The sequence below is a fragment of the Brevibacillus laterosporus LMG 15441 genome, from assembly GCF_000219535.2.
Taxonomy (GTDB): Bacteria; Bacillota; Bacilli; order Brevibacillales; family Brevibacillaceae; genus Brevibacillus_B; species Brevibacillus_B halotolerans.
In genome coordinates, this window is sequence record NZ_CP007806.1 from 2,669,781 (window position 1) to 2,694,448 (window position 24,668).

Annotated in this window: 25 protein-coding genes and 1 riboswitch; of the genes, 7 read left to right on the forward strand and 18 right to left on the reverse strand. The window is 40.2% G+C overall.

Annotated elements, in window-relative coordinates; genetic code table 11:
• Nucleotides 1–49: 49 nt before the first annotated feature.
• Together BRLA_RS11780 and BRLA_RS11785 are read left to right on the forward strand one after the other, a co-directional pair.
• A complete protein-coding gene (locus BRLA_RS11780) occupies nucleotides 50–391 on the forward strand; it encodes an NAD-dependent epimerase/dehydratase family protein (RefSeq protein ID WP_238547441.1) in 342 nt (113 codons plus the stop codon).
• A gap of 70 nt (nucleotides 392–461) precedes the next feature.
• Nucleotides 462–1,058 (forward strand): sigma factor, encoded by a 597-nt coding sequence (locus BRLA_RS11785; protein ID WP_003337678.1) that lies wholly within the window; start codon nucleotides 462–464, stop codon nucleotides 1,056–1,058.
• Nucleotides 1,059–1,113: 55 nt separating this feature from the next.
• Here the strand turns inward: BRLA_RS11785 and BRLA_RS11790 are convergent, their stop codons facing one another.
• From BRLA_RS11790 to nrdI, 5 genes are all read right to left on the reverse strand, one after another.
• A complete protein-coding gene (locus BRLA_RS11790) occupies nucleotides 1,114–2,070 on the reverse strand; it encodes a bile acid:sodium symporter family protein (protein WP_041752157.1) in 957 nt (318 codons plus the stop codon).
• 36 nt (nucleotides 2,071–2,106) lie between these two features.
• On the reverse strand, nucleotides 2,107–2,772 hold the full coding sequence (locus tag BRLA_RS11795; protein ID WP_003337680.1) for a GntR family transcriptional regulator: 666 nt from the start codon (nucleotides 2,770–2,772) through the stop codon (nucleotides 2,107–2,109).
• A gap of 211 nt (nucleotides 2,773–2,983) precedes the next feature.
• Complete coding sequence (nrdF, locus tag BRLA_RS11800; protein ID WP_003337681.1) at nucleotides 2,984–3,976, reverse strand: class 1b ribonucleoside-diphosphate reductase subunit beta; 993 nt, start codon at nucleotides 3,974–3,976, stop codon at nucleotides 2,984–2,986.
• A 15-nt stretch (nucleotides 3,977–3,991) separates the two neighbouring features.
• Nucleotides 3,992–6,046: a class 1b ribonucleoside-diphosphate reductase subunit alpha gene (gene nrdE / locus BRLA_RS11805; protein ID WP_051876157.1), complete on the reverse strand. Its 2,055-nt coding sequence runs from the start codon at nucleotides 6,044–6,046 to the stop codon at nucleotides 3,992–3,994.
• Complete coding sequence (nrdI, locus tag BRLA_RS11810; RefSeq protein WP_003337683.1) at nucleotides 6,012–6,437, reverse strand: class Ib ribonucleoside-diphosphate reductase assembly flavoprotein NrdI; 426 nt, start codon at nucleotides 6,435–6,437, stop codon at nucleotides 6,012–6,014. The genes nrdE and nrdI overlap by 35 nt, the downstream gene beginning before the upstream one ends.
• Nucleotides 6,438–6,636: 199 nt before the next feature.
• Nucleotides 6,637–6,833, reverse strand: a riboswitch (cobalamin riboswitch).
• Nucleotides 6,834–7,322: 489 nt separating this feature from the next.
• On the opposite strand from nrdI, the gene xerS reads away from it, so the two are divergent.
• Nucleotides 7,323–8,444, forward strand: coding sequence for a tyrosine recombinase XerS (xerS, locus tag BRLA_RS11815; protein ID WP_003337685.1), 1,122 nt, complete (start codon nucleotides 7,323–7,325; stop codon nucleotides 8,442–8,444).
• Between the two features lie 168 nt (nucleotides 8,445–8,612).
• Here xerS and abc-f read toward each other — a convergent pair whose 3' ends face one another.
• The 5 genes from abc-f to BRLA_RS11835 form a co-directional block, all read right to left on the reverse strand.
• Complete coding sequence (gene abc-f, locus BRLA_RS11820; protein ID WP_003337686.1) at nucleotides 8,613–10,664, reverse strand: ribosomal protection-like ABC-F family protein; 2,052 nt, start codon at nucleotides 10,662–10,664, stop codon at nucleotides 8,613–8,615.
• A gap of 194 nt (nucleotides 10,665–10,858) precedes the next feature.
• On the reverse strand, nucleotides 10,859–11,002 hold the full coding sequence (locus tag BRLA_RS24265; protein WP_003337687.1) for a hypothetical protein: 144 nt from the start codon (nucleotides 11,000–11,002) through the stop codon (nucleotides 10,859–10,861).
• 109 nt (nucleotides 11,003–11,111) lie between these two features.
• Nucleotides 11,112–11,909: an EcsC family protein gene (locus BRLA_RS11825; RefSeq protein WP_003337688.1), complete on the reverse strand. Its 798-nt coding sequence runs from the start codon at nucleotides 11,907–11,909 to the stop codon at nucleotides 11,112–11,114.
• A gap of 46 nt (nucleotides 11,910–11,955) precedes the next feature.
• On the reverse strand, nucleotides 11,956–13,230 hold the full coding sequence (locus BRLA_RS11830; protein ID WP_003337689.1) for a M20 family metallo-hydrolase: 1,275 nt from the start codon (nucleotides 13,228–13,230) through the stop codon (nucleotides 11,956–11,958).
• 346 nt (nucleotides 13,231–13,576) lie between these two features.
• Nucleotides 13,577–14,545 (reverse strand): YbgA family protein, encoded by a 969-nt coding sequence (locus BRLA_RS11835; RefSeq protein WP_003337691.1) that lies wholly within the window; start codon nucleotides 14,543–14,545, stop codon nucleotides 13,577–13,579.
• 175 nt (nucleotides 14,546–14,720) lie between these two features.
• Here BRLA_RS11835 and BRLA_RS11840 point away from each other — a divergent pair, with 175 nt between their 5' ends.
• Nucleotides 14,721–15,092, forward strand: a complete 372-nt coding sequence (locus BRLA_RS11840; RefSeq protein WP_041752160.1) for a YxeA family protein — start codon at nucleotides 14,721–14,723, stop codon at nucleotides 15,090–15,092.
• 338 nt (nucleotides 15,093–15,430) lie between these two features.
• On the opposite strand, the gene BRLA_RS11845 is transcribed toward BRLA_RS11840, so the two are convergent.
• From BRLA_RS11845 to fni, 3 genes are all read right to left on the reverse strand, one after another.
• A complete protein-coding gene (locus BRLA_RS11845) occupies nucleotides 15,431–15,997 on the reverse strand; it encodes a hypothetical protein (protein ID WP_003337693.1) in 567 nt (188 codons plus the stop codon).
• A gap of 193 nt (nucleotides 15,998–16,190) precedes the next feature.
• Complete coding sequence (locus BRLA_RS11850; protein ID WP_003337694.1) at nucleotides 16,191–17,429, reverse strand: MDR family MFS transporter; 1,239 nt, start codon at nucleotides 17,427–17,429, stop codon at nucleotides 16,191–16,193.
• Between the two features lie 99 nt (nucleotides 17,430–17,528).
• Nucleotides 17,529–18,590 carry a type 2 isopentenyl-diphosphate Delta-isomerase gene (gene fni / locus BRLA_RS11855; RefSeq protein WP_003337695.1) on the reverse strand — a complete coding sequence of 354 codons (1,062 nt, stop codon included), beginning with the start codon at nucleotides 18,588–18,590 and terminating at the stop codon, nucleotides 17,529–17,531.
• Between the two features lie 243 nt (nucleotides 18,591–18,833).
• Here fni and BRLA_RS11860 point away from each other — a divergent pair, with 243 nt between their 5' ends.
• Both BRLA_RS11860 and BRLA_RS11865 read left to right on the forward strand, forming a co-directional pair.
• The gene (locus BRLA_RS11860; protein WP_003337697.1) at nucleotides 18,834–19,016 is read left to right on the forward strand and encodes a cold-shock protein; all 183 of its coding nucleotides are present in this window, start codon (nucleotides 18,834–18,836) and stop codon (nucleotides 19,014–19,016) included.
• A 139-nt stretch (nucleotides 19,017–19,155) separates the two neighbouring features.
• Nucleotides 19,156–19,635, forward strand: a complete 480-nt coding sequence (locus BRLA_RS11865; protein WP_003337698.1) for a hypothetical protein — start codon at nucleotides 19,156–19,158, stop codon at nucleotides 19,633–19,635.
• A 520-nt stretch (nucleotides 19,636–20,155) separates the two neighbouring features.
• On the opposite strand, the gene BRLA_RS24655 is transcribed toward BRLA_RS11865, so the two are convergent.
• Complete coding sequence (locus BRLA_RS24655; RefSeq protein WP_238547442.1) at nucleotides 20,156–20,404, reverse strand: hypothetical protein; 249 nt, start codon at nucleotides 20,402–20,404, stop codon at nucleotides 20,156–20,158.
• Between the two features lie 61 nt (nucleotides 20,405–20,465).
• On the reverse strand, nucleotides 20,466–21,125 hold the full coding sequence (locus BRLA_RS11875; protein ID WP_003337700.1) for a PepSY-associated TM helix domain-containing protein: 660 nt from the start codon (nucleotides 21,123–21,125) through the stop codon (nucleotides 20,466–20,468).
• A 348-nt stretch (nucleotides 21,126–21,473) separates the two neighbouring features.
• On the opposite strand from BRLA_RS11875, the gene BRLA_RS11880 reads away from it, so the two are divergent.
• Nucleotides 21,474–22,652: an RCC1 domain-containing protein gene (locus BRLA_RS11880; RefSeq protein ID WP_003337702.1), complete on the forward strand. Its 1,179-nt coding sequence runs from the start codon at nucleotides 21,474–21,476 to the stop codon at nucleotides 22,650–22,652.
• An 83-nt stretch (nucleotides 22,653–22,735) separates the two neighbouring features.
• On the opposite strand, the gene BRLA_RS11885 is transcribed toward BRLA_RS11880, so the two are convergent.
• The 3 genes from BRLA_RS11885 to BRLA_RS11895 all read right to left on the reverse strand — a co-directional run bounded on the left by BRLA_RS11885 (nucleotide 22,736) and on the right by BRLA_RS11895 (nucleotide 24,149).
• On the reverse strand, nucleotides 22,736–23,275 hold the full coding sequence (locus tag BRLA_RS11885) for a DUF3238 domain-containing protein (protein ID WP_003337703.1): 540 nt from the start codon (nucleotides 23,273–23,275) through the stop codon (nucleotides 22,736–22,738).
• A 126-nt stretch (nucleotides 23,276–23,401) separates the two neighbouring features.
• On the reverse strand, nucleotides 23,402–23,638 hold the full coding sequence (locus tag BRLA_RS11890) for a helix-turn-helix domain-containing protein (RefSeq protein ID WP_003339429.1): 237 nt from the start codon (nucleotides 23,636–23,638) through the stop codon (nucleotides 23,402–23,404).
• The gene (locus BRLA_RS11895) at nucleotides 23,601–24,149 is read right to left on the reverse strand and encodes a sigma-70 family RNA polymerase sigma factor (RefSeq protein ID WP_003337705.1); all 549 of its coding nucleotides are present in this window, start codon (nucleotides 24,147–24,149) and stop codon (nucleotides 23,601–23,603) included. The genes BRLA_RS11890 and BRLA_RS11895 overlap by 38 nt, the downstream gene beginning before the upstream one ends.
• Nucleotides 24,150–24,668 lie beyond the last annotated feature (519 nt).

The window sequence follows — 24,668 nt, forward strand, 5'->3', positions numbered from 1 at the left end:
TGAGTGAAGTCTGCCTCACAAGTTTCCATTTTATTCTTTATAAATGGGAATGTATGATGTAGATGGAGTGATTCCCGAGCGGGTACTTAAAAAGGAAATGATGGGAACTGAGGGAATAAGCTCCTTCCTTCATGTTGAAGATGCGGCTAGAGCGGCTTTCCTAGCACTTGATTGTCCATCTGGTCCAGTTAATATAGTGGATGACGAACCAGCTGCAGGATCTGTGTGGCTCCCCGCTTATGCCTCTATAATAGGCGCACCTCAGCCCACAATCCTAGAAGAGAGCAATCGCGGCGAACGCGGTGCATCAAATGCTAAAGCACGTACGCATTATGACTGGACACCTCTTCATCCAACTTGGCATGAGGGTTTCAAAAAAGCTTTAAAATAAATACCTTTATGTATAAAGAGGTACCCTGGATCATGTATCTAGGGTATTTTTCAGCATAGGAGGGGTTTTTGTGGAGTATCATTCACACTTACATAACGGAATGGTAGAAGAATTTTATTTATCCTTTAAGCCCTATTTACTTTCTATCGCGTATCGGATGCTTGGTTCTTTAACTGATGCTGAGGATATTGTTCAAGATACCTTTCTTCAATTACAACGAACCGACATTTCATATATTACCAATGCAAAATCTTATTTAAGCAAAATGGTGACAAATCGTTGCATAAATGAAATGAAATCAGCTAGAAAAAAAAGAGAAGCTTACCAAGGTGCTTGGTTACCTGAGCCCATTATCCATGGACAAATCCTAGACCCTTCTGAAAAAGTGATCCAAGATGATTCTCTCAGTTATGCCCTTCTTAGGTTAATGGAAGAATTGTCTGCAATGGAGCGAGCAGTCTATGTCCTAAAAACAGCACACGTCGTACATGTAAATAATCAAAAAGGCATTCTGATTGTAAAGGATGACAAGCCAATCGGGGTATTTAGTTTTGTTTGGCATCCAAGTACGCATAAAATCCGCCAGTTGTTTTATGTGGTAAACCCTGATAAACTCCAAAAGATCGATCTATCTCTCCCCCTCTCTTCACCATCAATTGAAAAATAACAAAAAAAGAGCCTGATCGATCCTTTTTGAGGTAACAATCGGCTCTTCTTTTCTCTTATGTCATTTGGTCCATATCCTCTTCATACTTTTCTCTCATTCTACTAAAAATAGACGCCAATACGGACCCTGAAATATTATGCCAAACACTAAAAATAGCACTTGGTACTGCTGCTAAAGGAGAAAAATGTGCGGTTGCAATTGCGACTCCCAGCCCAGAGTTCTGCATACCTACCTCCATAGCGACAGCCTTTTGTTTGGCTAGATCCATTCCGCAAAGACGGGCAAACAGGAAGCCCAGCAGAAAACCAAGTACATTATGAAGGACGACAACAGCAAAAATCATCAATCCCGCTGAAGCTAGTTTCTCCTGATTCCCAGCTACTACACCGCAGATAATCATCACTATGGCAACTACCGATACTAGCGGTAATGCTTTCACGCTTGCGGCTGCCTGTCTTGCAAAACACTTTTTCACCAAGAGCCCTAGAATGAGTGGAATGATAACCACCTGAATGATGGAATAAAATAAGGACCAGATATTTATATCGACCCATTTACTTGCAAGTAGCAAAATTAAAAACGGTGTAACAATAGGTGCAAGTAGCGTAGATACAGAAGCGATCGCTACAGCAAGAGCTACATCTCCTTTTGATAAAAATACCATCACATTAGAAGCAGTACCGCTTGGACAGCACCCTACCAGAATAACACCAACTGCAATTTCTGGTGGCAAATCTAAGACATAAGCTAAGATAAATGCCAATAGCGGCATCACAAGATAATGGCCAATGACACCTAACGTCACATCTTTTGGACGGCGAAATACCTCTTTAAAATCTGACGCTGAAATCGTTAAGCCCATACCGAACATCACGATGCCAAGCAATGGTATTATATAAGCCCCAATCCATGTAAAATGCTTAGGAAATATATAAGCAATTACAGAAAATAACAGAACCCACACGGTAAATGTCTTGCCTGCAAACGAACTGACTCTCTCCACAAATCCCATCATAAAGCCCCCCTGTGATTTCTCTATCTATATTTGCTACATAAGTGCATATATTTCTCGCATAGGCCTGAGTATATTTTGCTTAATACTTGTTTCAAGCTTTTCTTTATCCCCAGTTTGTATCGCAAGAATAATGTCCTCATGTTCATGAATGGAAGCCTGATTCATTTCACACGGCTGCTTCAAAAATACATATTTAAAACGACGAATATGATTTTGCAAAGAAACATGAAACTTGCTCAAATACGGATTATCGGCAACATCTGTTATTAGATTATGGAATTGCTCGTCATACTCCATCGCTTGGAAAGGCTGTTCTCTGGCAATCGCTCCTGCAAATTTTTCGTTCCATTCTTGCAATTGTTCGATATGCTGAGGCAAGATGTGCACAGAAGCAAATTCGGCTGCCAGTGCATGTAATGTTGCAAGTGTGGGATAAATTTTTAAGATATCTTCCTTCTCAAGACTGGTCACTCTCGTCTCTTTCCCTGGTTGCATATGGACCAATCCCTGTACTTCAAGTAATTGAAGAGCTTCTCTTACAGGTGTTCTACTCACGTTTAATGCTTCCGCCAGTTGATTGTCCACCAATTTTTCTCCTGGCTCTAGTGTCCCATCTATGATCCATCTTTGAATGTGAGAGAAGGCATGGTCTTTGGCTGACACTCGAATAGGTGCTACGTAATTACTAGGAATTGGCATGTCTTCCCTCCTTATTCAATATGTAATATATCGCATACAGCTTGTACATTCAACCGAATTTTCAATCTATTTACACTTCCAAATTATACAAAAGGACCGTAGCTGGGCTTTATCCCAACCACGGTCCTTTTCGTTAGCTTTCCTTTTACAAACTACATAATTTGGTTGTCGCTTGTATGCAAGGCTCGCTGGCCGCTATTAGCATCTCTTATTAGAATGAGGTATCCTTTACGCGCTCGTTCAAGAAATCAAAGTCTTGATCATGGAGCGGCTCCACTTTCCCTTTTTGATAACCGCTTCCTTTTGTGGAAAAGAAGTCATGTGTACTCGTTTCTGTACGAATCCCGTTTAATACAACAGGGTGAACTTCTTCCTCATCAAAAATCGGTTCGAGCCCTAGGTTCATTAGCGCTTTATTTGCATTATAACGAATATACTTTTTCACTTCATGTGTTAAACCAATGGAATCATAGAGTGTCTCGGTATATTCTAATTCATTTTTGTATAGAGCTTGGAGAAGTTCATCAACAAACACTGTTGCTTGCTCCTGCTCAGCCTCTGTTAATCTAGCAAAAACCTCTTGGGCTAGTAAGCCGACAAATACACCATGCACACTTTCATCACGGATAATTAGCTTGATAATTTCACCGCTTGCTACCATTTTCCCTTGACCTGCTAAAAATAGTGGATAGAAGAATCCGGAATAAAACAGGAAGCTCTCCAAAAATACGGAAGCTACCATCGCTTTATATAGGCTCATATCGTCGCCATCTTTGATACCTCTGTAGATTTCATCAATAACTTCTGTTTTATACTGCAGATGTTTATCTTCTTTTACCCACTGGAAAATTTCATGAATCCGCTCAGAACTTGCTACTGTTGTAAAAATAGTGCTGTAGCTCTTCGCATGGATCTCTTCCATCGCTGCCTGGAAAATTAGAATTGCTTTCTTTTGCTTCTCTTTAACATGCTGGGCAATCATGGGCATGCCAACATTTCCTTGTTCTGTATCAAGCAAGGTTAGCCCACCTAATACCTTCATGTACGTATCTCGTTCATTGTCCGTTAGATTCGTCCATGACTTTAAATCCTTCGAAATTGGAATCTCTGTATCTAGCCAGAACTGAGATGTATTTTGCGTCCATAGCATCTCGGTATACTGGGTTTCCGGTTCATTCCAGTTGACTGCTTCAAATTTAGACATTGCGATGCTCCTCTCTTATACGCTGCAACTAACGCATTCCTCAATGGTTTTTTTCTTTGTACGGGTATAATACAGCGTCTTTAAGCCCTTTTTCTGAGCATAGATATAATACATAGCCAAATCCCGTGTGGTTGCGTCATCTTTTACATATAGAATAGTAGAAATCGCCTGGTCGATATGCACCTGAACTTCTGCTACCAGATCAATCACATTAAACATGTTCATGTCATATGCTTCTTTGTAGTAGAAGAAATTGTCATCATCTAAGAACGGCATCGGATAAATCGTTTTGGAATCACCATATTCGCGTTCCTCGATACGCTGTGTAATAGGTGCAATAGATGCCGTAGAGGACTGTAGATAAGAGATCGAGCCCGTTGGAGCAATCGCCAAACGATAGGCATGGTAAAGTCCGTGGGTTTGTACCTCATCCTGCAAGCGAGCCCAATCTTCCTTCGTAGGAATATGGTGACCTTCGAACAATTGCTGAACCTTTTCGGTTTTTGGTGAATAATCGTGCTGCTGATAACGTTCGAAATAGCTACCGGATGCATATTCACTGTGCTCAAAATCTTGGAAAGTAATTCCTCGCTCTTTTGCAATTAGCATAGAACGTTCTAATGAATAAAAATTTAAGATCATAAAGAATGTACGCGAGAAGTCAATCGCTTCTTTTGACTCATAAGGAATCTTATTTTTAGCCAAGTATCCGTGTAGATTCATAGCTCCCAAGCCAACAGAATGAAGCTCTCGGTTTGCCTTTGCCACAGATGGAACGATCGAAATATTTGTACGGTCACTCACCTCTGTCAGAGCATCCATTGCTAGATGAATCGTGTCTCGCATTCTCTTATTCGCCATTACATTTACAATGTTAAGCGAGCCAAGGTTGCACGAGATATCGCGGTTAATAACATCTTCCACCCCATAATCATTAATGGTGGAAACTTCACTAAGCTGAGCGATTTCACTGCAGAGATTAGAAAATTTAACTCGGCCAATCTCTTTTAATGCGTGATATTCATTAACATTATCAACATACATAATATATGGGTAACCAGATTCCATCTGGATTTGAGCTAATTTCATGATCAGATCACGTGCGCCGATTTTTTTCTTACGTACACGCGGGTTATTGACCAGCTCGTCATACATGCTGGTGATGTCCATATCGTCTAAGTGCTGCCCGTACTCTTTGAACACAGTATGAGGATAGAATAAGTACATGTCTTTATCTTTTTCTACTAGCTCAAAGAATTTATTAGGTGTAACAACGCCAAGTGATAAGGTTTTAATTCTGATTTTCTCATCGCTGTTTATTTTTTTGGTATCTAAGAATTCTTGAATGTCGGCATGGAAAATATTGAGATAAACAACCCCACTACCATCGCGTTGACCGAGCTGATTTGCATATGAGAACGCATCCTCAAACAGCTTCATTACAGGAAGAACCCCACTAGCTTTACCATCTAGTCCTTTGATTTGCTCGCCAGCGGCACGGATTTTGCTCAGGTTCAAGCTTACACCGCCGCCAATTTTACTTAGTTGCAAAGCGGAATTAATAGAGAACCCAATCGAATTCATTGAATCATCTACCTCAAGCAAGAAACAGCTAACTAGCTCCCCGCGACGTTTTTTACCTGCATTCAAAAAGGTAGGAGTAGCAGGCTGATATTCTTGTGAGATTAACAGGTCTGCATATTGCAATGCTTTTTCGCTATCCCCTTTTGCTAGGAACAAGGAAACAACAGCAATTCGATCCTCATAACGTTCAAGGAATTTGCTTCCATCGTTCGTTTTCATCGCATAATTATTATAAAACTTGAATGCACTCATGAAGGATGGGAAGCGGAATTTTTTATCATAGACATAGCGATAGACCCGTTCAATATCGGCAAATTCATAGCCTTCAAACACTTCAGCTTCGTAGTAGTCATTTTCAATTAAATAGTTAATCTTCTCACGTAAGTTATGGAAAAAGACCGTATTCTGATTTACGAAATCAACGAAATAGCTCTTCGCTGCCTCTAAATCTTTATGAAACTGAAATTTCCCGTCTTTCTTCACCATAATTTCGTTGTTCAACGTGATCCATTGTGGTAGTTGCGTGGACAAAGTGAAATACCTCCTGCTTAAAAGTTTCTACATCTCGTTTGGTACCGCTCAATTCAAATTTCATGACCAATGGTACATTGTATTGTTCGGCTATCTGGTCAGCTGCAAGTCCGTAGCGAGTCCCCCAATTCATGTTCCCGCTAGTTGCAACTCCCTTCATCCATTGAGAGTGTTGCGTTAGAAATTGTCGTGTCGTTTCAGGAACTTGTCCAAATCCCGTTGTATATGTAATCAGAATGAAAGGTTCGTTTATGACGATATCATCGGAAATTTGTATACAGCGAAAATCTAGTTTTTGGACAAAGCGTTTCACATTTCCTGTTTTGGAATCATATACGATCAGCATCGATACACCCCCCTTTCATGTATAAAGGACATAAGATGGTAGCCAAGCTGACTGCTGATAAATGCCGCTTTTTGCCAACATAAAAAGCTCATCCCTTCATGGGTGAGCTTTAAAACGGCACAACAAAGAAAAAATAGCAAAGCAAATAGCCGCTACTATTTAATCCCCGTACCGTTTCAACTTCCCACTCCCCGAAGATGCGAAACTAAGAGAATGGGCAGGTCTACTGACTTGTGTTTCACTTTACTTTGAGCCCTTCCCATATAAGTCGCCTGAGACATGCTTATACAGTGGTTTTGCTCATTTCATCCACACTTACAGTTGCGGGGACAGCTCTGGAATTTCACCAGATTCCCTATTAAGTCGCAAAATGACACCTAATTCTCGGCGGTAAAGTAACTTTTTATCAGTATGTAGTATATAACATTCATATGAGACACTAAATGTAGTCTTGTCACCTAGCATACAATGTTTCTATCAAAAGAGCAAGATACAAAATGCCTACGAGTTAAATTAAAACTCGACTCATAAATTGGCAGAAAAACAACCTAGATTTCATGCAAAACTGCCTCTTTTATATGTTTTTCCCTCTCATAATTACACTCCTATTCTTGTATAACAGAGCATCAGCTCAGACTGTTACCGCATTCCTAGTAACGTAACTATTACTGGGAAACTCATAACTAGACCTCGACAACCAGGCGTAGCGGCTAACACAATTAACCATATTTAGCTTGTTTCATAAGAACGAATGTTCTATACTTAAGTAAGCTATCTACATCCCTTACAGATATATCATTGTACCAGTATAAAGTCATTTTGATAACATGTTTATATGTATTTATTTTAATAGACGAAGTTGAGCAAAGGATGGTGGTCATTCTCATGTCTATTACAAAACAACGGGATTCCTTGCAACTCCTTGAGAAAATCCCTTCTTTTCCTTGGTTTGTTGAAAAATATGTGGATCACAAAAGATCAAAGCGCGCTTCGGTCTCCACTTTACTCGGCTACCTACGTGATTTTGAGTTCTTTTTTCGTTGGCTAATGGCAGAGGGCCTTTCCACCGCCCAGGAAATGAGCGAAATTACACTCGATGAATTAGAGGGACTACGCAAAGAAACCGTCGAAGCCTATCTTCTCTACTTACAGGACTCTCACTTATTTGAGCGTTCGCTGCTATTAACAAAACCCACTAAAAGTGCAAAAAAAGAATACAGTGATTTGACAATATCTCGCAAGCTGTCTAGTTTAAAATCCCTGTTTTACTATTTATCTGCCCTCTCAGAGGATGAACACGGCGAATCTTACTTGAAGCGAAACGTCATGGCAAAAATTGAGTTACATGTAGAAGAGGTTACACCGCTTGCACGTGCAAACGCTATCCGCTCTAAGATTTTAATAGATGACCAAATCCAAAAGTTTGTCGATTTTGTATATTATGGCTACTTAGATTTTTGTGATACTAAGAAAAAGCTACATTTTCACTATCGAAATCGGGATCGCGATGTAGCCATTATCGCACTAATCCTTTCTGGCGGATTTCGTGTCTCTGAAATTGTTAATTTGAACCTTCAAAATGTGGTCTTGGAAAAAAATCAGGTCTTAATGATTCGAAAAGGCAAAAAAGAGGATGCTCCATTCTTCAGTGATTGGGGTAAGGAATATTTGCTTCGTTATTTGAATACACGCCAAAAGTATCAGCCGCCTGCTCATGAGGACGCTTTATTTCTCACGGTATCGCCTACGAACCCAATCGGACACCGCATCGATCTACGTTCCGTTCAAAAATTAGTAAAAAAATATGGAAGTGCATTCGGAATGCCAGACATCTCTGTACATAAATTACGTCATAGCTTTGCTACCCAATTTTTGCGCTTAAACCCTGATCCTCATCAGCTTCAAGCTCAATTAGGACATTCCAAAATAGATACGACGATGCAATACGCCCATGTACTCGATGATGCATTGAGTCAAGCAGTCAATCGCACAACCAGTAAATTGTAAGGAAATGCCCTTCTTCGTTACATGGAAATACCTACAACGTCAAAGCTACACCTAATCTTATTCGTTACACGATCCCCCCGTTATGCTAAGACATACAAAAAACAGGCAGCATCCTTCTTTTTGAAAGATAGCTGCCTGCTCCTATTTACGTACTATGCTGGGTCCAATCTATTCTTCCCCTTGCATGGCGTACCACGTTTCATAGAGCTGTTTGATCTCTTGTTCTTGTGCTTCTAGTTGATTCTGGTAGTGAACTAACTGAACATAGTCATCCTTCGCTTGCTCCATTTCTCGCTGCCACTCCATACATTGCTCCTCTTTTCGAGCGATCTCTGCTTCCAATTGCTGAAGCTTATATGCATTCACTTTAGAAACTTTCTCTTTAGGAAGAGAATTGCATTGTACCAACTTCTCATTCACTGTTTGATTTGTTTGAAGTACAAAATCTACCGTTTCAGTCTGGTCACATCGTCCCTTTTGTTCCCGATCAGTATGACTCTGCGTTTTGTCTTGTATCCCTTTTACAATCCTGTCTTTTTGCTTATCCACTCCTATTGTATGATTGTGAACGAATTGGTGCTTTCTGCGCTTTTCTCTCGCTTCCTCATAAGTTCCTTCATAATGGATTAGACGCTGATTATCAATCCAGTAGACGCCACCTACCATTTTTTGCAAGAAATACCGATCATGAGATACGACGAGAAGTGAACCTTGATAATGAAGTAGGGCCGCCTCTACTGTTTCTCTCGCTTCAATATCTAAATGGTTTGTAGGCTCATCTAGTATAAATAGATTGATGTCTTGTTGCATTAACTGTGCCAGCCGTAGTCGCATCCGCTCCCCACCACTGAGCTGACCCACTTTTTTAAAAACTTGCTCTCCATAAAACAAAAAACCTGCCAGAATATGCCGTGCTTGTGCTTCTGTTACAATGGCGATCTCTCGAAACGCATCAATCACACGCCGATTGGGATCTCCTTCTAAAGCCTGTTGTGATAAATAACCGATCTTTACTTGGCTTCCAAGTGCTATCGTACCTGCATCCGGTTCTAGCTCCCCTAGAATCATTTTAAGGAGCGTAGATTTTCCGCTGCCATTGGAACCAAGCAAAGCTTTCCGCTCCCCATATCGCAAAGTAAAATCCGCTTCTTGCAAGAGACACACATTCCCAAAGGATTTCGTCACATCATTTATTCTTATTACGTCTTGACCGCTTCTATCTGCCCTGCGAAAAAACAAATCCATTTTGTCAGCTTCAAGACGCGGACGTTCGATTTTTTCCATACGTTCCAAAGCCTTCTCCATACTTTTGGCTCGGCGATGAAAGGAATCGTTAGGAGGATTCGCTTGGTTTCCCCATTCTCTTAGCCGCTTAATTGCTTCCTTCATTTTCTTGATTTTCTTTTGCTGTTCTTGATAATCCGCGAATTGCCGTAGGAGACGCTCCTCCTTTTCCTGTACATATTGACTATAATTCCCTTGATATGTTTGCAACTCTCCACTATCCACTTCCCATATACTTTTAGCCACTGCATCCAAGAAATAACGATCATGAGAAATGAGTAAAATAGTCCCAGGATATTCACGTAAGAATTGCTCTAACCATTCCATTGATTCTACATCCAAATGGTTCGTAGGTTCATCTAGTAGGAGAACATCACTTTTTTCGCATAACATTTTTGCCAAGCCAATCTTGGTTTTTTCTCCCCCACTAAGCAAAGAAAAAGGAGTCTCAAGTAGCGACGAGGACAATCGCAGACCATCTACTACCTTTTGAATCCTCGCTTCCACCATATAACCGTCTAATTGCTCAAAGCTATCCTGCAATTGTTGATAACGAAATAATACCTTTTCCTGTTCCTCAGTTGATAATTTTTGATATTCATCGATATTCGACATTAGCTCTTGGCACGCTTGTATAGATATTTCTATTTCCTGCACCTTAGCAAAGGCACTTTCAATAACATGACGCCCCGTCCACTCCAGCGGATACACAGGTTGTTGTGGTAAATAGGCAAATGTAGCATCCTTCGCTCGAAAAACAGTTCCTGAATCTGGAGAATCCAAGCCCAGTAATAAGTTGCAAAGTGTGCTTTTTCCAGCACCATTTGGGCCTACAATCCCTATTCTTGACATACGGTTCACTTCGCAAGTAATCTCGGTTATTACCATAGTAGCTCCGAATGATTTTGAAAGAGAGTTAGCAGCAAGAACGATCATGATCTCATTTCCTCCTTGGAAATCAGTCCCTCTCATGCGTTACACAAGCGATAACATACCCCGTGAATCATTTCATGCCATTTGGCCCCTACACATTTTTTTGAAAACACAAAAAGCCACAGGCACCTACCACCTGTAGCATCGTTTTTCCTTCTACTAAATCCAATCAGGATTATGAAAAAGTGAAAGAGAGGTTATGTATGCATGGTACGCGTTAAAGGAAACTGTTCGGTTTTATTAGTAGATTGAAAAATGGACAGACTTCTCCCGTTGTTAACGAAATCATGTGTTTGACTGGACATTTCTACCACAAACCACGCTTGAACAGCTCCTGACATGTACCTGCACCTCCTTTAGTAAACTTTTCCATAGTATAACGAACGTTTTATCACTTGTAAAGCTGATTTTCGACGAATCCCTGCTGCTTGATATCATTCTTTCATTGATTTATAGCTTCTCGCCGTTTTGTTCTGCTAGTCTCTGTAGGATTCTTCTTTTCTTGTAGAGCATCTGCCCCGTCATTGCTATGTCCGCAATCTGTGTACGATTCGTAAATGCACCAAAAAACATGCCTACGATCGGGATTAGCTGAAATAGCTTCTTCCACGCCATACTATCCATGTATGTCAAGCTCACCTCACGCCAGCCTTGTAGCTGAGCAATGATTTCTTGATGTTTTTCTCCCTCATCAAAGGCGGATAGCTCTGCTAAAATAGCCTTTTTGCCAACAACATCTGCCGAGGTAAATTGCAAACATTTGATGATAAAAATACGCTCCACCTTATCATGCGGATCAAAACCATATGTAAGTGCCATCTCCTGCAATACTTTTAAGGAGAGACCTATGATAACTGGTATATCTATCGCAAGTGTAAACATACCGCCAAAGCCTGTGGTAGCCCCTTGAACCATTGCAACATTCGTACGCGATTCCGCTAATTGAAGCCCTACCTGATCCATCTCCTGCAACGATCTCATTTGCACTTGTTCAAGTGTATGTGGTGGGTTGCTAAAACGGCTCCAAACATCTTGATTCCTGATTAGATATTTCCCGCCTGTCTGGATATAGGCCCCCAATTCGTTTAACAAATCACCCACCTTTTCTTTTAATGACTTCGGGACAGCTCGATCTAAGTATACAAACGGAAGGCGACCTATTTTTTCCCAGAACCATAAATCTTTCTGCTCTTGTTCCCATATCTCAATGCTACGAAACTGCTGTTGCAATTCCTCTACGCTTTCCATGAATTATGCCCCTTTCACCACTACACCTCTTGTCTCGCACTCACGATTAGGTAGCTAATCGACAAACCGCCTCATACAGATACTCTACGCCAATACAAATATCTGAAGCATGGGACCACTCGTCAGGATGATGACTAATCCCATCCGTACAACGAACAAATAGCATCCCCATTTGCGTTACCTCAGACAAAATCATCGCATCATGACCTGCCCCACTGTGCATCAGTGGCAATTCGTTCTGTCTTCTCAGGCCGATCTGACGAAACATCTGTACAAGTTCAGTCGCGGCATCTGCCTTTTTGATCGCCAGCGTATTCTCTAGCTGATACGTTAGCCCGCGTCGCAAGGATATTTCTGAGAGAAGGGCATCTATATCTGTTAAGATATGCAACAACCGTGTTTCATCTATATCTCGAATATCAACTGTAAATGAAACAGAACCCGGAATAACATTGCAAGCACCAGGTTCTACCTCAAAAGTACCCACAGTACCCACCGTAGGCTTGCTACGATCAGAGCCACATATTTTTTCTATTCCTAAAATGGCATCGGCCGCTGCCATGATCGGGTCGTTGCGCATGCTCATCGGTACTGTACCTGCATGACCTGACTTCCCTATTAATTTGATAGTCAATAATTTCACACCCATGATACTGGTAACAATTCCAACCGGCTCGTTCACTGCTTGTAAATATGGACCCTGTTCAATATGTAGCTCTAAATATGCCTTGATCTCCCCAGAATTCCGTATATTTGATGCATCTGTTAGAGGAGGAAAGCCACACTGCTGTAGAGCTTCTATTCTAGTTACACCCTGATTGTCGCGTCTCTTCATATCCTCTGGGGTAAGCTTACCACACATCCCTCTACTCCCAAAAAAACCATCTGAAAACCGAACTCCTTCTTCGTCGCAAAAAGCAACTACTTCAATCGGGTGTTCATGCAAAATATTATTTTCATGTAAAACCTGGACAACCTCTATTCCCCCAATGACTCCAACTGTACCATCGAATCTACCACCATTAGGAACCGAATCGATATGAGAACCAAGCATTACGACAGGCGCATATGGATTATTTCCTTCTTTCCTTCCAATTACATTCCCGAAGCAATCCTTGCGAACACACATTCCCGCTTCTTTCATCCAGCCGGAAACCATACGTTGTGCCACCATATCCTCAGTCGTCAATGCTAATCTAGTAACACCCTGTTCCTGTGTCATACCAATCTCACCTAATTGTCGCAACCTACTGTCAATTCTTTGCTCTTTTATCTGTACGTGTAAGTCAGCAACCTGTTTCTGTTTTTTATAACTGTCCATAACACCAAATCTCCTCTATCTAGATGAAATCGTATGCAGTAGTTAGTAATCTATTATTTCATGGAATTGATTTTTTTACTATCCAGAAAAAGGCGAAAAGCCGATTCCCCTTATAGAACAGGAAAACGGCTTTTTGCATTGATCTCTTGTTTATTCTCTGTACCTACAAAGGCAGGCATGCTATGTTTGCTTGTTCATATGTAATTTCAATAGCAAGACCTTCCTTGACAGTCTTGGCGGCAGCTTCATTACTTTCATCAAACACCATGACATATCCTGGGTTTGCTTTGAAATTTTACATCCTCTGGCTTTACCACCTGTTTTGCGCCTTGCAAAAGCATTCTTCCTAATAATCTCGTCCCTTCCCGGAATCCCCCAAATCAATTAATTCCTCAGGATAAGGCTCAAAAAAGCGTTGCTGTAACAAATATTCTTGTTCATATCGAAATACCCACGATTTCAACAGACTGGTCATACTACTCAGCGGCAATTTTCGTTCTCGATACCGATGCAATAAATGCTTAAAGTGATCCTTTTCCCTTGTAGAAAGCCTTGTACTGAAATGGCCCATAATATGTTCACAAACATTAATATTGGAAGTATATCGGGCTGCACGCTTAAACATGTTAGGTAAAAGGGCAGCATACTCGTTCCAGACCTGTTGCTTCTCTTTTTTCTCATGATTTGCAACAATCTTACCTAATTCTTTTGTAAGCTTTTGATTGTATGCCATAAATAAATATTTATTCTCAGCATGAAATTGAATTAGATTTCGGATAGTAGGGTCCAAGCTCAATTGGCGAAAATACGCTAGTGTGAACAGCTTTGTAAAGAAATGCTCTCGAATGGTAAAGTTCTTTAGCCTGCCCTCTTCTTCTATAGCCGCATAAGGAAAATACGTGTTTACCTTCGCACCAAAGAAACCAGGAGCGCTTTCTACAACGGGTGCTTTTTCCCATCCACTATATACTTTGACATCTTTTACACTGCAGCTTGGAGAGCGACTTTTCAGAATAAAACCATCCACTTCTCCTACATTTTGTAAAAAAGCATCGGCAAAACTAGTCATCTGCTGACTAAGATCTGCTCGTGTTGAAGGCTGAACGAGCAGATGCTGTCCGCCTTCTTTGATGATTCGAATCGTTTCACGGGGGATACCCAGGCCAATCTCTATTTCGGGACATACAGGTATAAAGGTTACAAAGGGAGCCAAGCTTCGAACGGTTTGATCTGAAAGCACATCTCCATTGTACCGGCACTCTGCAAACTCTAAACATTTACTTACAACAACAATAGGCTTGGTTGTTATCTCCACACTTGCCCCTCCACTTATTGGAAATCTTCTTTATTTTATCCATTTACTTCTACACTATACGAACAGCTCTTTCTTACAGAAGTGTAAGATGCTTGTAAGCTTGATGCATTTTGTTATATTCATTAACCTAGTAGACTTGTACGCAACACTACTAGAAAAGCTTAGGAGGTATTTTGTGTCTATCAACAAATTTGCAATCATTCTAGCATCCATTGTAGCTGGTATACTCTTCGTTCTATTTGCCTTGAAAGGTCAATCGGTTATGCTTGATCGCCTCAACCCTATTATTCCAGTCAAGCCTTACTATACGATAGTGCAAACGGACGGTAAAAAACTAAGCGATACACAGTGGGAATATCAATTTGTTGGGTATGATGATGAAGGTCAGCAAAATACGTTTATTATGATTGCTTCTAAAAACCTGCGTAAAGGGGCATATTTAGAGGTTTATGCGAAGGGGTTAAATGGAAAAGGCTGGACGGAGATAACTCCAGCAGGCATTCCTGAAAAAGCACAGATAAAATTAAGTTCCCCTCAAGAGTCTTAAGCATATCGTTCACACAATGTAGAAAACTCTTAGAAGCATTTGCTCTATCCGTAATTTTGGTCTCTATCCTAATGATATAAAAACAGGCTGCTTCCTGCCGGGTTCTTCCTAGCACGAAACAGCCTATTTTCGTCATATTCTGTACTGCTTATGGTTCTACACGAATCTATCCTCTATCGGTATTCACCACATCCTTTTACCGTTCTTCCACTTTAGTGGTTTATGGGATAAATCAAACTTCTCTACCCTAAATGTTACTTATGACATACACCTCCTTGCAAAACGAAAAAGATCGCGTTACTTTCGCGCTCTTAATCAATATTATTATTAGTTTCATTCTACTCGTTAGGAGATGCGGCAATAAGAACAAACTTTTTAAGGTCCTTGTTCCATCCATAAACTTTTGTGGCTATCCATGCCCCCTTTAATTCTTGCAGATAGACAGTATATCCGCCATCATCACTAAATAAAAACTCTGTGAGCAATTCTCGGTCATTTGCGGGTGGATTATTTTTAATCGAATCTAATTTGGTAAATTTCCCCTTCTCATACTTATACGCTGTAAGATAAACTAATGAATAGTTTTTCGTATCCCTTTCTACAACAAGAATATCTTGCTGGGAGGGATAGGGGGCCGTAAGGGATAAGAATGGGCTGACCGAGTCGATTATCGTGTTTCCTGTAAACGGAAATCTGACCTGTTTTCCATGATCGATTAAATAAAATCCATCTGGGTTAGCTGATCCTCTCGGGCATTTTTTAAGAAAAAAATTGGATTTTTCTAGAGATGAGGAGTAACATTGATCATCATCTTTTGACCCCTTACTTGCGGCAAAACCTGTCGTACCACCAAAAATGAGTATTGCCATTCCTATACCTGCTAACATCCAACTCCATTTTTTCATTTGATATAACCTCCAGATCATTCTATCAACACCAGTCCTTTTTATCTATTTCGAAACGTCAATAATTTTTGAAACTACCATTTCATGAATACTTTCCTTTATTTCATGAGAGTTCCAATTCCACTAATTCAAAACAACAGGATTTACACCTGCAATAGAGAACAGAATGATTTTTAAACGTTTCCTTTATTGATTATATTCGATCTCTAAGACTGCCGTATAACGGGCGATCATAACATACATAACAAAACAGAGGTAACACACAAATAGCAATCATCACGTACAGCATAAAGACTGGTGAAAAGCTTTCGTATAAAAGCCCCCCGATGAATGGACCAATCATCCGCCCGGCAGTCGCAGCACCACTCACAGCCCCTTGGAATAATCCCTCTTTACCGGTTATCGAAAGCTCTGCCGCAGCGGCTGGCACTGCTGGCCATAAAAGCATTTCTCCTAAAGTCACAATTATCATACCGCATACAAAATGACTATACGCCTGATCAAATGCTAAAACACCCATTCCACAAACAAAGATAAACAATCCACCGATCATTTGAGAACGAAGATTAGATAAATAATGACGTGTGACGTAAGCGCACAACGGCTGGGCTAAAATGATCAATGCTCCGTTAATCGTCCACAATAAACTATATTGAGATAATGAGTATCCTAATTTTGTCATGTAAGAGGATAGATTGGTTGACCATTGCACATAAGGAATCCAGGTTATCGCAAAGCCTAAACACAGAATTAATAAGGATAGACCTGAGGGTGTTTTCCAGATAGAGGTCTCATTCTTGGAAGCTTTATTAGTAGCTTTCTCAGTCTTTCTTTGCAGATTTCTAGCAGCAGTCTCTGCCGCAATCTTCTTTAAATCTAGGCCGAACCCAATAACAGCTAAAAAGATCAAATTAGTTGCACCATTTACTAAAAAAACAAACATAAACGATACACTAGCAACCACTCCACCCAGTGCAGAGCCAACCGCTACACCTAAATTTTGCGACAAATATAACAAGTTAAATGCGCGTCGTCCCCCCTCAGGCCAAATACTTCCGGCCATTGCATTGAGGACCGGGAACACCATGCTATTGCTAAAGCCAAGTACGCCCATCATACAAACATAAAATGGCCATACGCGAAAAAAAGCGAGTGAGGTAACACAGGCAGCCGAAATAAGCACCCCAGCAAAAATGGTTTTTATGCCGCCTATCTTGTCATGCAGAATGCCACCTGCCATACTCCCGATAATTCCCATGCCAGCATGGAGCATCAGGACGAGTCCAGCTACCGTTGCTGGTTTCCCCAATATTTGAGTGATATAAATATTATTTAGCGGCCATATAAAAGACATCCCCGTTACATTAATAATGGCCCCAATCGCCAAAATCCACAAGGTTCGAGGATAGGTGGATAACATTTTGGATAACACGGTCGTACTCCCCTCTCATGCTGTCACAATCTGCCGAAACAAGTTAATGAATACAACCAAATAAAATAACAGAAGACCTCGTCTTGGTCAATTCATTTTTCAGCGTTTACTTCGATTTATTTTTGCTTCAGCCTTTGACAAGAGGCGATCTGTAGCTGACAGACCTTCAATTGTTGCTACACCTATTCCAAACATCGCTGCACGGCACTCAAACTCTACTCGCTCCATAAGTGCTACAACCTCCTCAACTGATGTTGTAGCCGCTTCAAGTAACGCACGACCCAATCCAACCAAATCTGCTCCCAAAGCAATCGCTTTCGCCGCTTCGACTCCGTTATAAATTCCTCCACTTCCGATTAAAGGGAAGAAAGGAAGCTCTTCTCGAATGGTTTGTAAAGAAATAGATGTTGGAATCCCCCAATCTCGAAATGCTTCTGCGGCCATTTGCTTCATGGGTTCATGAGATCGATGCTTTTCCACCTCAATCCAAGAGGTTCCACCTGCTCCTGCTACATCAATAAAGGAAACTCCAGCATCCACAAGCCGTCTAGCTGTTTGTGAATCGATCCCAAAGCCTACCTCTTTTACTCCGACGGGAATTTGACTTGCCTTACAAACCTGCTCAATTTTGGGCAAAAGATGCCTAAAATCCTGATCACCTTCAGGTTGAAAAATCTCCTGCATACTATTTACGTGTAATACCAGTGCATCAGCTTCAACAAGCTCTACACAGCGAAGACATTCCTTTACGGTATAGCCATAATTTAATTGAACAGCCCCTAGATTTGCGATGATTGGAATAGACGGGGCATATTCTCTGACTTTAAAAGTTCGAGCAAGCTCTTCGCTCTCTAATGCTGCACGTACGGAGCCAAGCCCCATAGCCCAGCCTCTAGCCTCTGCCGCAATCGCAAGCTTGGTATTTATTTGCTGAGCATTCTTCGTCCCACCTGTCATGGAGCTTACAAGGAAAGGGGTTCCCATATGTTTTCCTAAGAAAGTCGTATGTAACGAAACATCAGCAAAATGAATCTCTGGAAGGGCCGCATGTAAAAAATGATATTGCTCTAGACCTGTGGTCAGTCGATTAGATACCTCTTTATGTAAACAAATCTCAATATGCTCTGATTTACGTTTTTCAATCTCTGACGGATGCGTCACTAACAATCACCTTCCTGCATGTCATTCTATGTCTAATCCTGCATTGCCATACTCCATTCTACTACTCTAATTCTATCTTGTAAAAAAATAAGCTTCCTGTCAGAAAAAACGTTTTGCCTTGTTGCCTAACTTTTCAACGTAGTAAGACTTGTACTTCTTTCTTCATTTCTGAATAAAAAGACCTCTGGAAGGTTTAGGATAAACAGCATAGAGTTTCGAAATGAAGCTTGGAGGTGTTTTGCAATGTACTATTCTCGCAAACAAGAAGAGCCGGTAGAAGATGTGGAAACCTCAATCTGGGCATGTACCAAAGATGATTGCATCTGCTGGATGAGAGAAAATTTATCCTTTGACGAAATACCGGTTTGTCCGATCTGCAGCTCCTCTATGGTTAAGGATTCTAAAATGCTCCCCCCTATTGCTTAAGCGTTGTTCATGGGAAGCGTGTCTCATCAAAGAGAGGCAGGCTTCCTTTTCTCTATGATTTCATCCACAGGAAGCTTATGGTATAATTTTTCTTGATATGTATAGTATATCTTGAAGATATAGAACCACGGAGGATTGCATGCTAACTTTTGAACAAAAAAAAGCGATTATTGAATCGTTCCCAGAACTAACAAAAAAAGAGGTCTCATTAGGACGCTTAAACTATCATTTTGAGGGAAGTCTACATGACAAAAAGATTGTGGTAAATCACCTTCACCCAAATGGAAATGGCTTTGTCTATGCGGGTCACCTGCCTAAAAAAAAGACTGGCCCAAAAGGTATGGTCAATATCCGCGATTATTCCGAGGAGCAGCTGCGTAGCTTGATCGCTGACTCCATCGCGTATCTATCAACAGAACAGGAAGCAAACGACAACACCTTGGATTCAGTTGATCCTATTGAAGAGATTTGGGTAAACCAAAAAGGCGATACGCTACGATTGGTACAGGAGGATGAATTGTTTAACATCTATACAGGTAACAATCTAGAGGATTCCTATAACTCCTATAAAGGTGCAGTAACGTACTTGCAAAGTGAAGACTTTACACGCCAAGAATAGGGTTGAAGACTCTTAATGAAGGACTTGTTCTTCCATTCAACGTCTTGATCAGATTCGATTTTTTTAAGAGCAAAAAAGCTTTCCTTGAAAGAAATCTGGAAAGCCTTTTTGCTCTTTACTCTTTACTGTCTTCGCATTTCGTTACATTCATAGCTACGGACATTAATTAACCTGTTTATTCGGCAAACGCCTCTTCAATTGCTTCTATTCGTAAGTACTACCTCAGCATTGGTATCAATGGTGGTGCGAATGATCATGCTGATCTTGATTTCCCTGCTGTCCCTTTTCTTAAGGCTTGTAGCTCTTCTTTTGACAGGCTACCCACAAGGACACGCGTGGTAGGAAGTAAATCTACCCCATGTGCTTTGACATAGGCTTGTACGTAATATACGCCGTCCTCTTGAAAGATTACGTTACTTTCATAGACACCATTCGAATCTTCTTGATGATCTACCTTTCCTTCTCTATGGTTATGGTCTGTTTTTTCTCCCTTTAATACCGCTTTATATTGCTTGCTCCCTTACTCTTGATTCGCCTTCCAGATTTTTAAATGTACATCTTCTGCATCCGATATGGACTGGTTATTTTGTGTTAGCTTCACTTGTAGCAAGCTTACTTGCTCTGATTTCACATGTTCAGGAATGGCAACGTCTACATTGATGTTCGCTGGTTTTAGTGTGTTTTCCGCTTGGGTAATCGTTGTAGCAGAACATGCAGGTAATAAAAGGAAGCCACTACTAATGATGCAGATGGTAATCATATTGCGCACGCTTAAACTCTCCTCTCTGCTTGCTGTCAGCTATTCGGAATGCAGATTCTTTGCTATTCCCTTAGCCTACTAGTGGCATGCAAAGTCCCATAATGACTATCAGGAAGAATATCATTTTTGTTACTTTTGCTTGTTTAGGCTTCGAGGGTGCCGCCCATTTCCCTTCAGGCTTACGTTTCCACCACATGATAAAGGAACTAACCACAATTCCGATCAATCCTAGACAGCCCACTAAACCAATGAATTGATTTGCCACACCAAATAATCGCCCTTCATGTAATGCAATACCTAACGTAATTCCTTTGGCCAACAAGCCATAGTCACTATAACGAACCTCGCTTAAAACCATTCCCGTATATTGATCAATATGCAGGGTTGCTTCCTGCCCTGGTATTGAATGTGCTGTTGTTAACGTGTATACACCCTTTTCACCTTGAGGCAATGAAATGGTGAATGGTTTTGTTATCTTCTGTTGCTCGGCCACCCACACAATATCCTCTAGTGACAACGGTATATATTGATTATGCAAGGATTGCGGTACTGGTAAATTTTCTGTAGCCCAAGGGACATCCTTTGCTACGTCCTTTGTTTTCACTGTAGATTCAGGCTTCTCCCCAAAGCTGAATGCATAGGAAGGATAACCAGTCTTCGTAGAGGTAGCAAGCTGATTGATCCTTTCCCCCATTACACCTGACCAAGGAAGTCCAGTAACAATGAGCATAAGAATTTAATGAAATCCCACCATTCGATAGTATAGGGATTGCTTTCATATCCTATGTTGAACGGTGTCGACAAGGAATATTTGATATAAAATGTGAAAAAATGTTGAAAAAAACAGGGTTGCCATTGCTTGTTGTATTTCATCTTTTTATTACGTTTTTATTCCATCGCCCCTTGTATGATCGCTTTACCAGAAGCCAAAACAGTCTGGCCTCGAATCTATAAAGAAATATGTTTATTAAAAATGAACAAAAGTTCAAAAATTCATAAAATAGTTTACACAATTATTGTAAAATGTTAGGTTAAATACTGGTAGCATATTACATAAATAGAAAGGTTGAGTTAGTCTATGCAAAAAAAATTTAGCGCCCTCATACTTTCCTCGGTTTTATTTGCAAGTTTGTTTAGCCCTGTTGCATCTCATGCTCAAGATTCATTTAATTATGATCATTTACTTTCAGCAGACAATAATAGAACCTTTATGGTGAAAAAAGATGGTTCTGTCATATACGGAACAGGAAGTGATGCTAATGGCGTATTAGGCAGCTCTTCTGTAAAAGGAAAAACTACGAGCCCCGTTCCTGTTGATGATCTATCAGATGTTTTGATGGTTGATACTGGGACATCTCATACTGTCGCTCTACAAAAAGACGGGACTGTTTGGACTTGGGGATGGAGTGCTTATGGTGAACTAGGAAATGAAAAAGCAAAGTCTACTGAAAAGACTCCTCACCATGTGAAATGGCTTTCTGATGTAAAACAAGTACGTGCTGGAGAAAACTTTACATTAGCATTAAAAGAAGATGGGACTGTCTGGGCTTTCGGTAAAAACCGCTCTGGACAACTTGGGGATGGCACTACTGAGACCAGAGTAAAGCCTGTTCAGGTTTCAGGGTTAACGGATATCGTAGCTATTGATGCTGGTGAAGAATTTTCTTTAGCACTTTCAGAAGATGGCACTGTTTGGGCTTGGGGTAATAACAGCGTAGGTCAATTGGGAAATGGGACAAGAGAAAAAGCTTTACAACCCGTTCAGGTCTCTGAACTAACAGATGTAATAGCTATTTCTACTGGTGAAAAACAAGGTTACGCAGTTACATCAAATGGAGATGTATATGGATGGGGTTACAATCAGGGTAAACTTGGGGATGGAACAAATAAAAGCAGAAATTCACCAGTATTAATCGACGGAATCTATGATGTAATTGCGGTGGATTCAGGAAAACAACATACCTTAGCATTAAAAGAAGATGGGACTGTTTGGGCTTGGGGAACTAATACACATGGTCAGTTAGGATATGGTACTCCTGTCAATTATTCAATGACACCGAATCAAGTATTTTTAGAGTCAACAGAACCACTCAACCAAATTGTTGCTATTGATGCAGGTGGATTTCACTCACATGCAATCAAAAAAGATGGGACAGTCTGGTCTTGGGGCTTTAATTCAAATGGTGAACTAGGTCTAGGTCATTCCAAAAAACAAATGTATCCTGCTAAAATAGAAACTATTAATCTCTTCGATTAATCCTCGTGTTATCCAAGACTATAGGTGAAATATAAAACGAACCAGTTCTCATTAGCTAACTGGTTCGTTTTCTTCATCAAACGTTAAAAGCATCTAAGACTTACACTCGTATCCATTGGCGGAAATAGGCTTAATAGAGTATTATCCCCATGATCAAAGAAGTAAAATGGCATCGGCGCCTCATCTCCCACCTTTTTCCAGATTTCATAATTGGGAAAACCATCGTGAAGGCCACTAATACACACTTTTCCGTCCTTTTTATAGGCTGTAATTTTAAACTCATAATCGATCGCTGGAGCATTACTACTAAGGGGATTACTGACTCCGCAACTTGCAGTGAATTTAACACTGTCTTTTTTCCAAGTAGGCTCGGACATTTTCAATTCACTATCACTTGCTCGTTTACAAACTGGGTCTTCATCAGGATTAATTCGACAAGTTTTACCTACACGTTTCGTATGCTTGACTGTTTTCTTTTTAAAATCAATTGCAAATTCCTGTAATGTTCTGTAATTACCTGAAAAATGAAATTTTCGATTATCGCCCTCATAAACATCTCCATAAGGATCTTTTACATTCTCTTCAGGAATAAACGTTTTAATCTTTACTAGTATATCTGACATATATATCCTTCTTTCTTTACTTTTTTCGAAACGAAAATGTAGAATTCTCTCCCGTTTTCACGCTTGATTTTCGCTTCATAAAGTAAAGTGATGAAGGGCTTAATAAATACAACCTGCCTTTTCATTTTATTTTTGTAAAGGGTCACCTTTTGAAAAAATATATTTATTTGCTAGTTTCTCAGAATCATAGTCTTTTATCACCTTTATTACTCGTAGTGCTATCTCCTGACGTACATCATCTCGAAAGGCTTTATCTGTACATCTCAGAGATTTTCTAATTTTCGGTTCAAACCTTTGGATAATTTCTTGCATAGCGTCTGCATCGTTATTTTTTGCTTTTCTTACAAGAGCGAGCAGGCTCATGGAATCCCCCCTGTGACAACTCTTTTTTTAATTTTTCTAATGCTTTTCTTTTCGTTTTAGAAACAGCCTGTTGAGTGATATCTAAGAGACGAGCTATCTCTTTTTCCTTCCATTCATGCAAATAATAATATGTAATAATTCCCCTTTCATTTTCTGTCAATTTCATAATGGAATGCAGTAATTTCTCATCACTAATGGCCTCTTTCCAATCCTTGTCATGAAAATTAGTGATATTTTCTGCTACACCTTCACTCTCATACTTGAATGGCTGGATAACCTTGTCTAGCTTTTTTTTTCGAATAGAAAGTTCAATAGCCGTGTAGTGTATCGTTGAAGAAATATATTTGATAAGTAGAACCTCTTCATAGAAGTCATTAAATTGTTTTTTTAGTTTCTGGGATATCCCTCTATCTTCCGGATGAGCTATCACTTTCTGATAAAGGTTATAGTTGTCTTCTTGTTTGAGAAAAGCTTTGAATAATTTTGTACCTGCTAGATCAATAGAATTCACTAAAGATGCCTCCCCTTCAAGCAGGATCATACATTTTTACTTCCAAATAGCAACATCATCTGCCAGCTACGAGCTGATACACTCTTAGGAAAAATATTTATTTTGAGACTCCATTAAAGGCATCTGTATCTCGGAATTTAACCTGAACAATGGTGAAAAATGTAGGTTACCTTTCTTTCTACATGCCAGCTACAGCACGAGTTGAATCTTACCTATAAAATCATGTGATCCATCTACACACCCTCCCTTCTAAAATTTTTTACTCCTGATTACATCAAAAAAAAGCCGTTTTCTCCTCAATAAATATGATCTTCTGCTTGTTATAGTTCGCCTTCGTTCAGGAAGGCGGTAATTGCATTATAGGCTACTATCATTACAGCGATAGCGAGTGGAATGTAATTTGAAGAAACGATACCATTGTTTTTCAAACAGGCTGCTTACGCCATTCCTACTGCATCACTGAACCCAGTTTTTTATCTTCAATTACCTACTTTTTCTTTTCGTACTTAAATATCATTC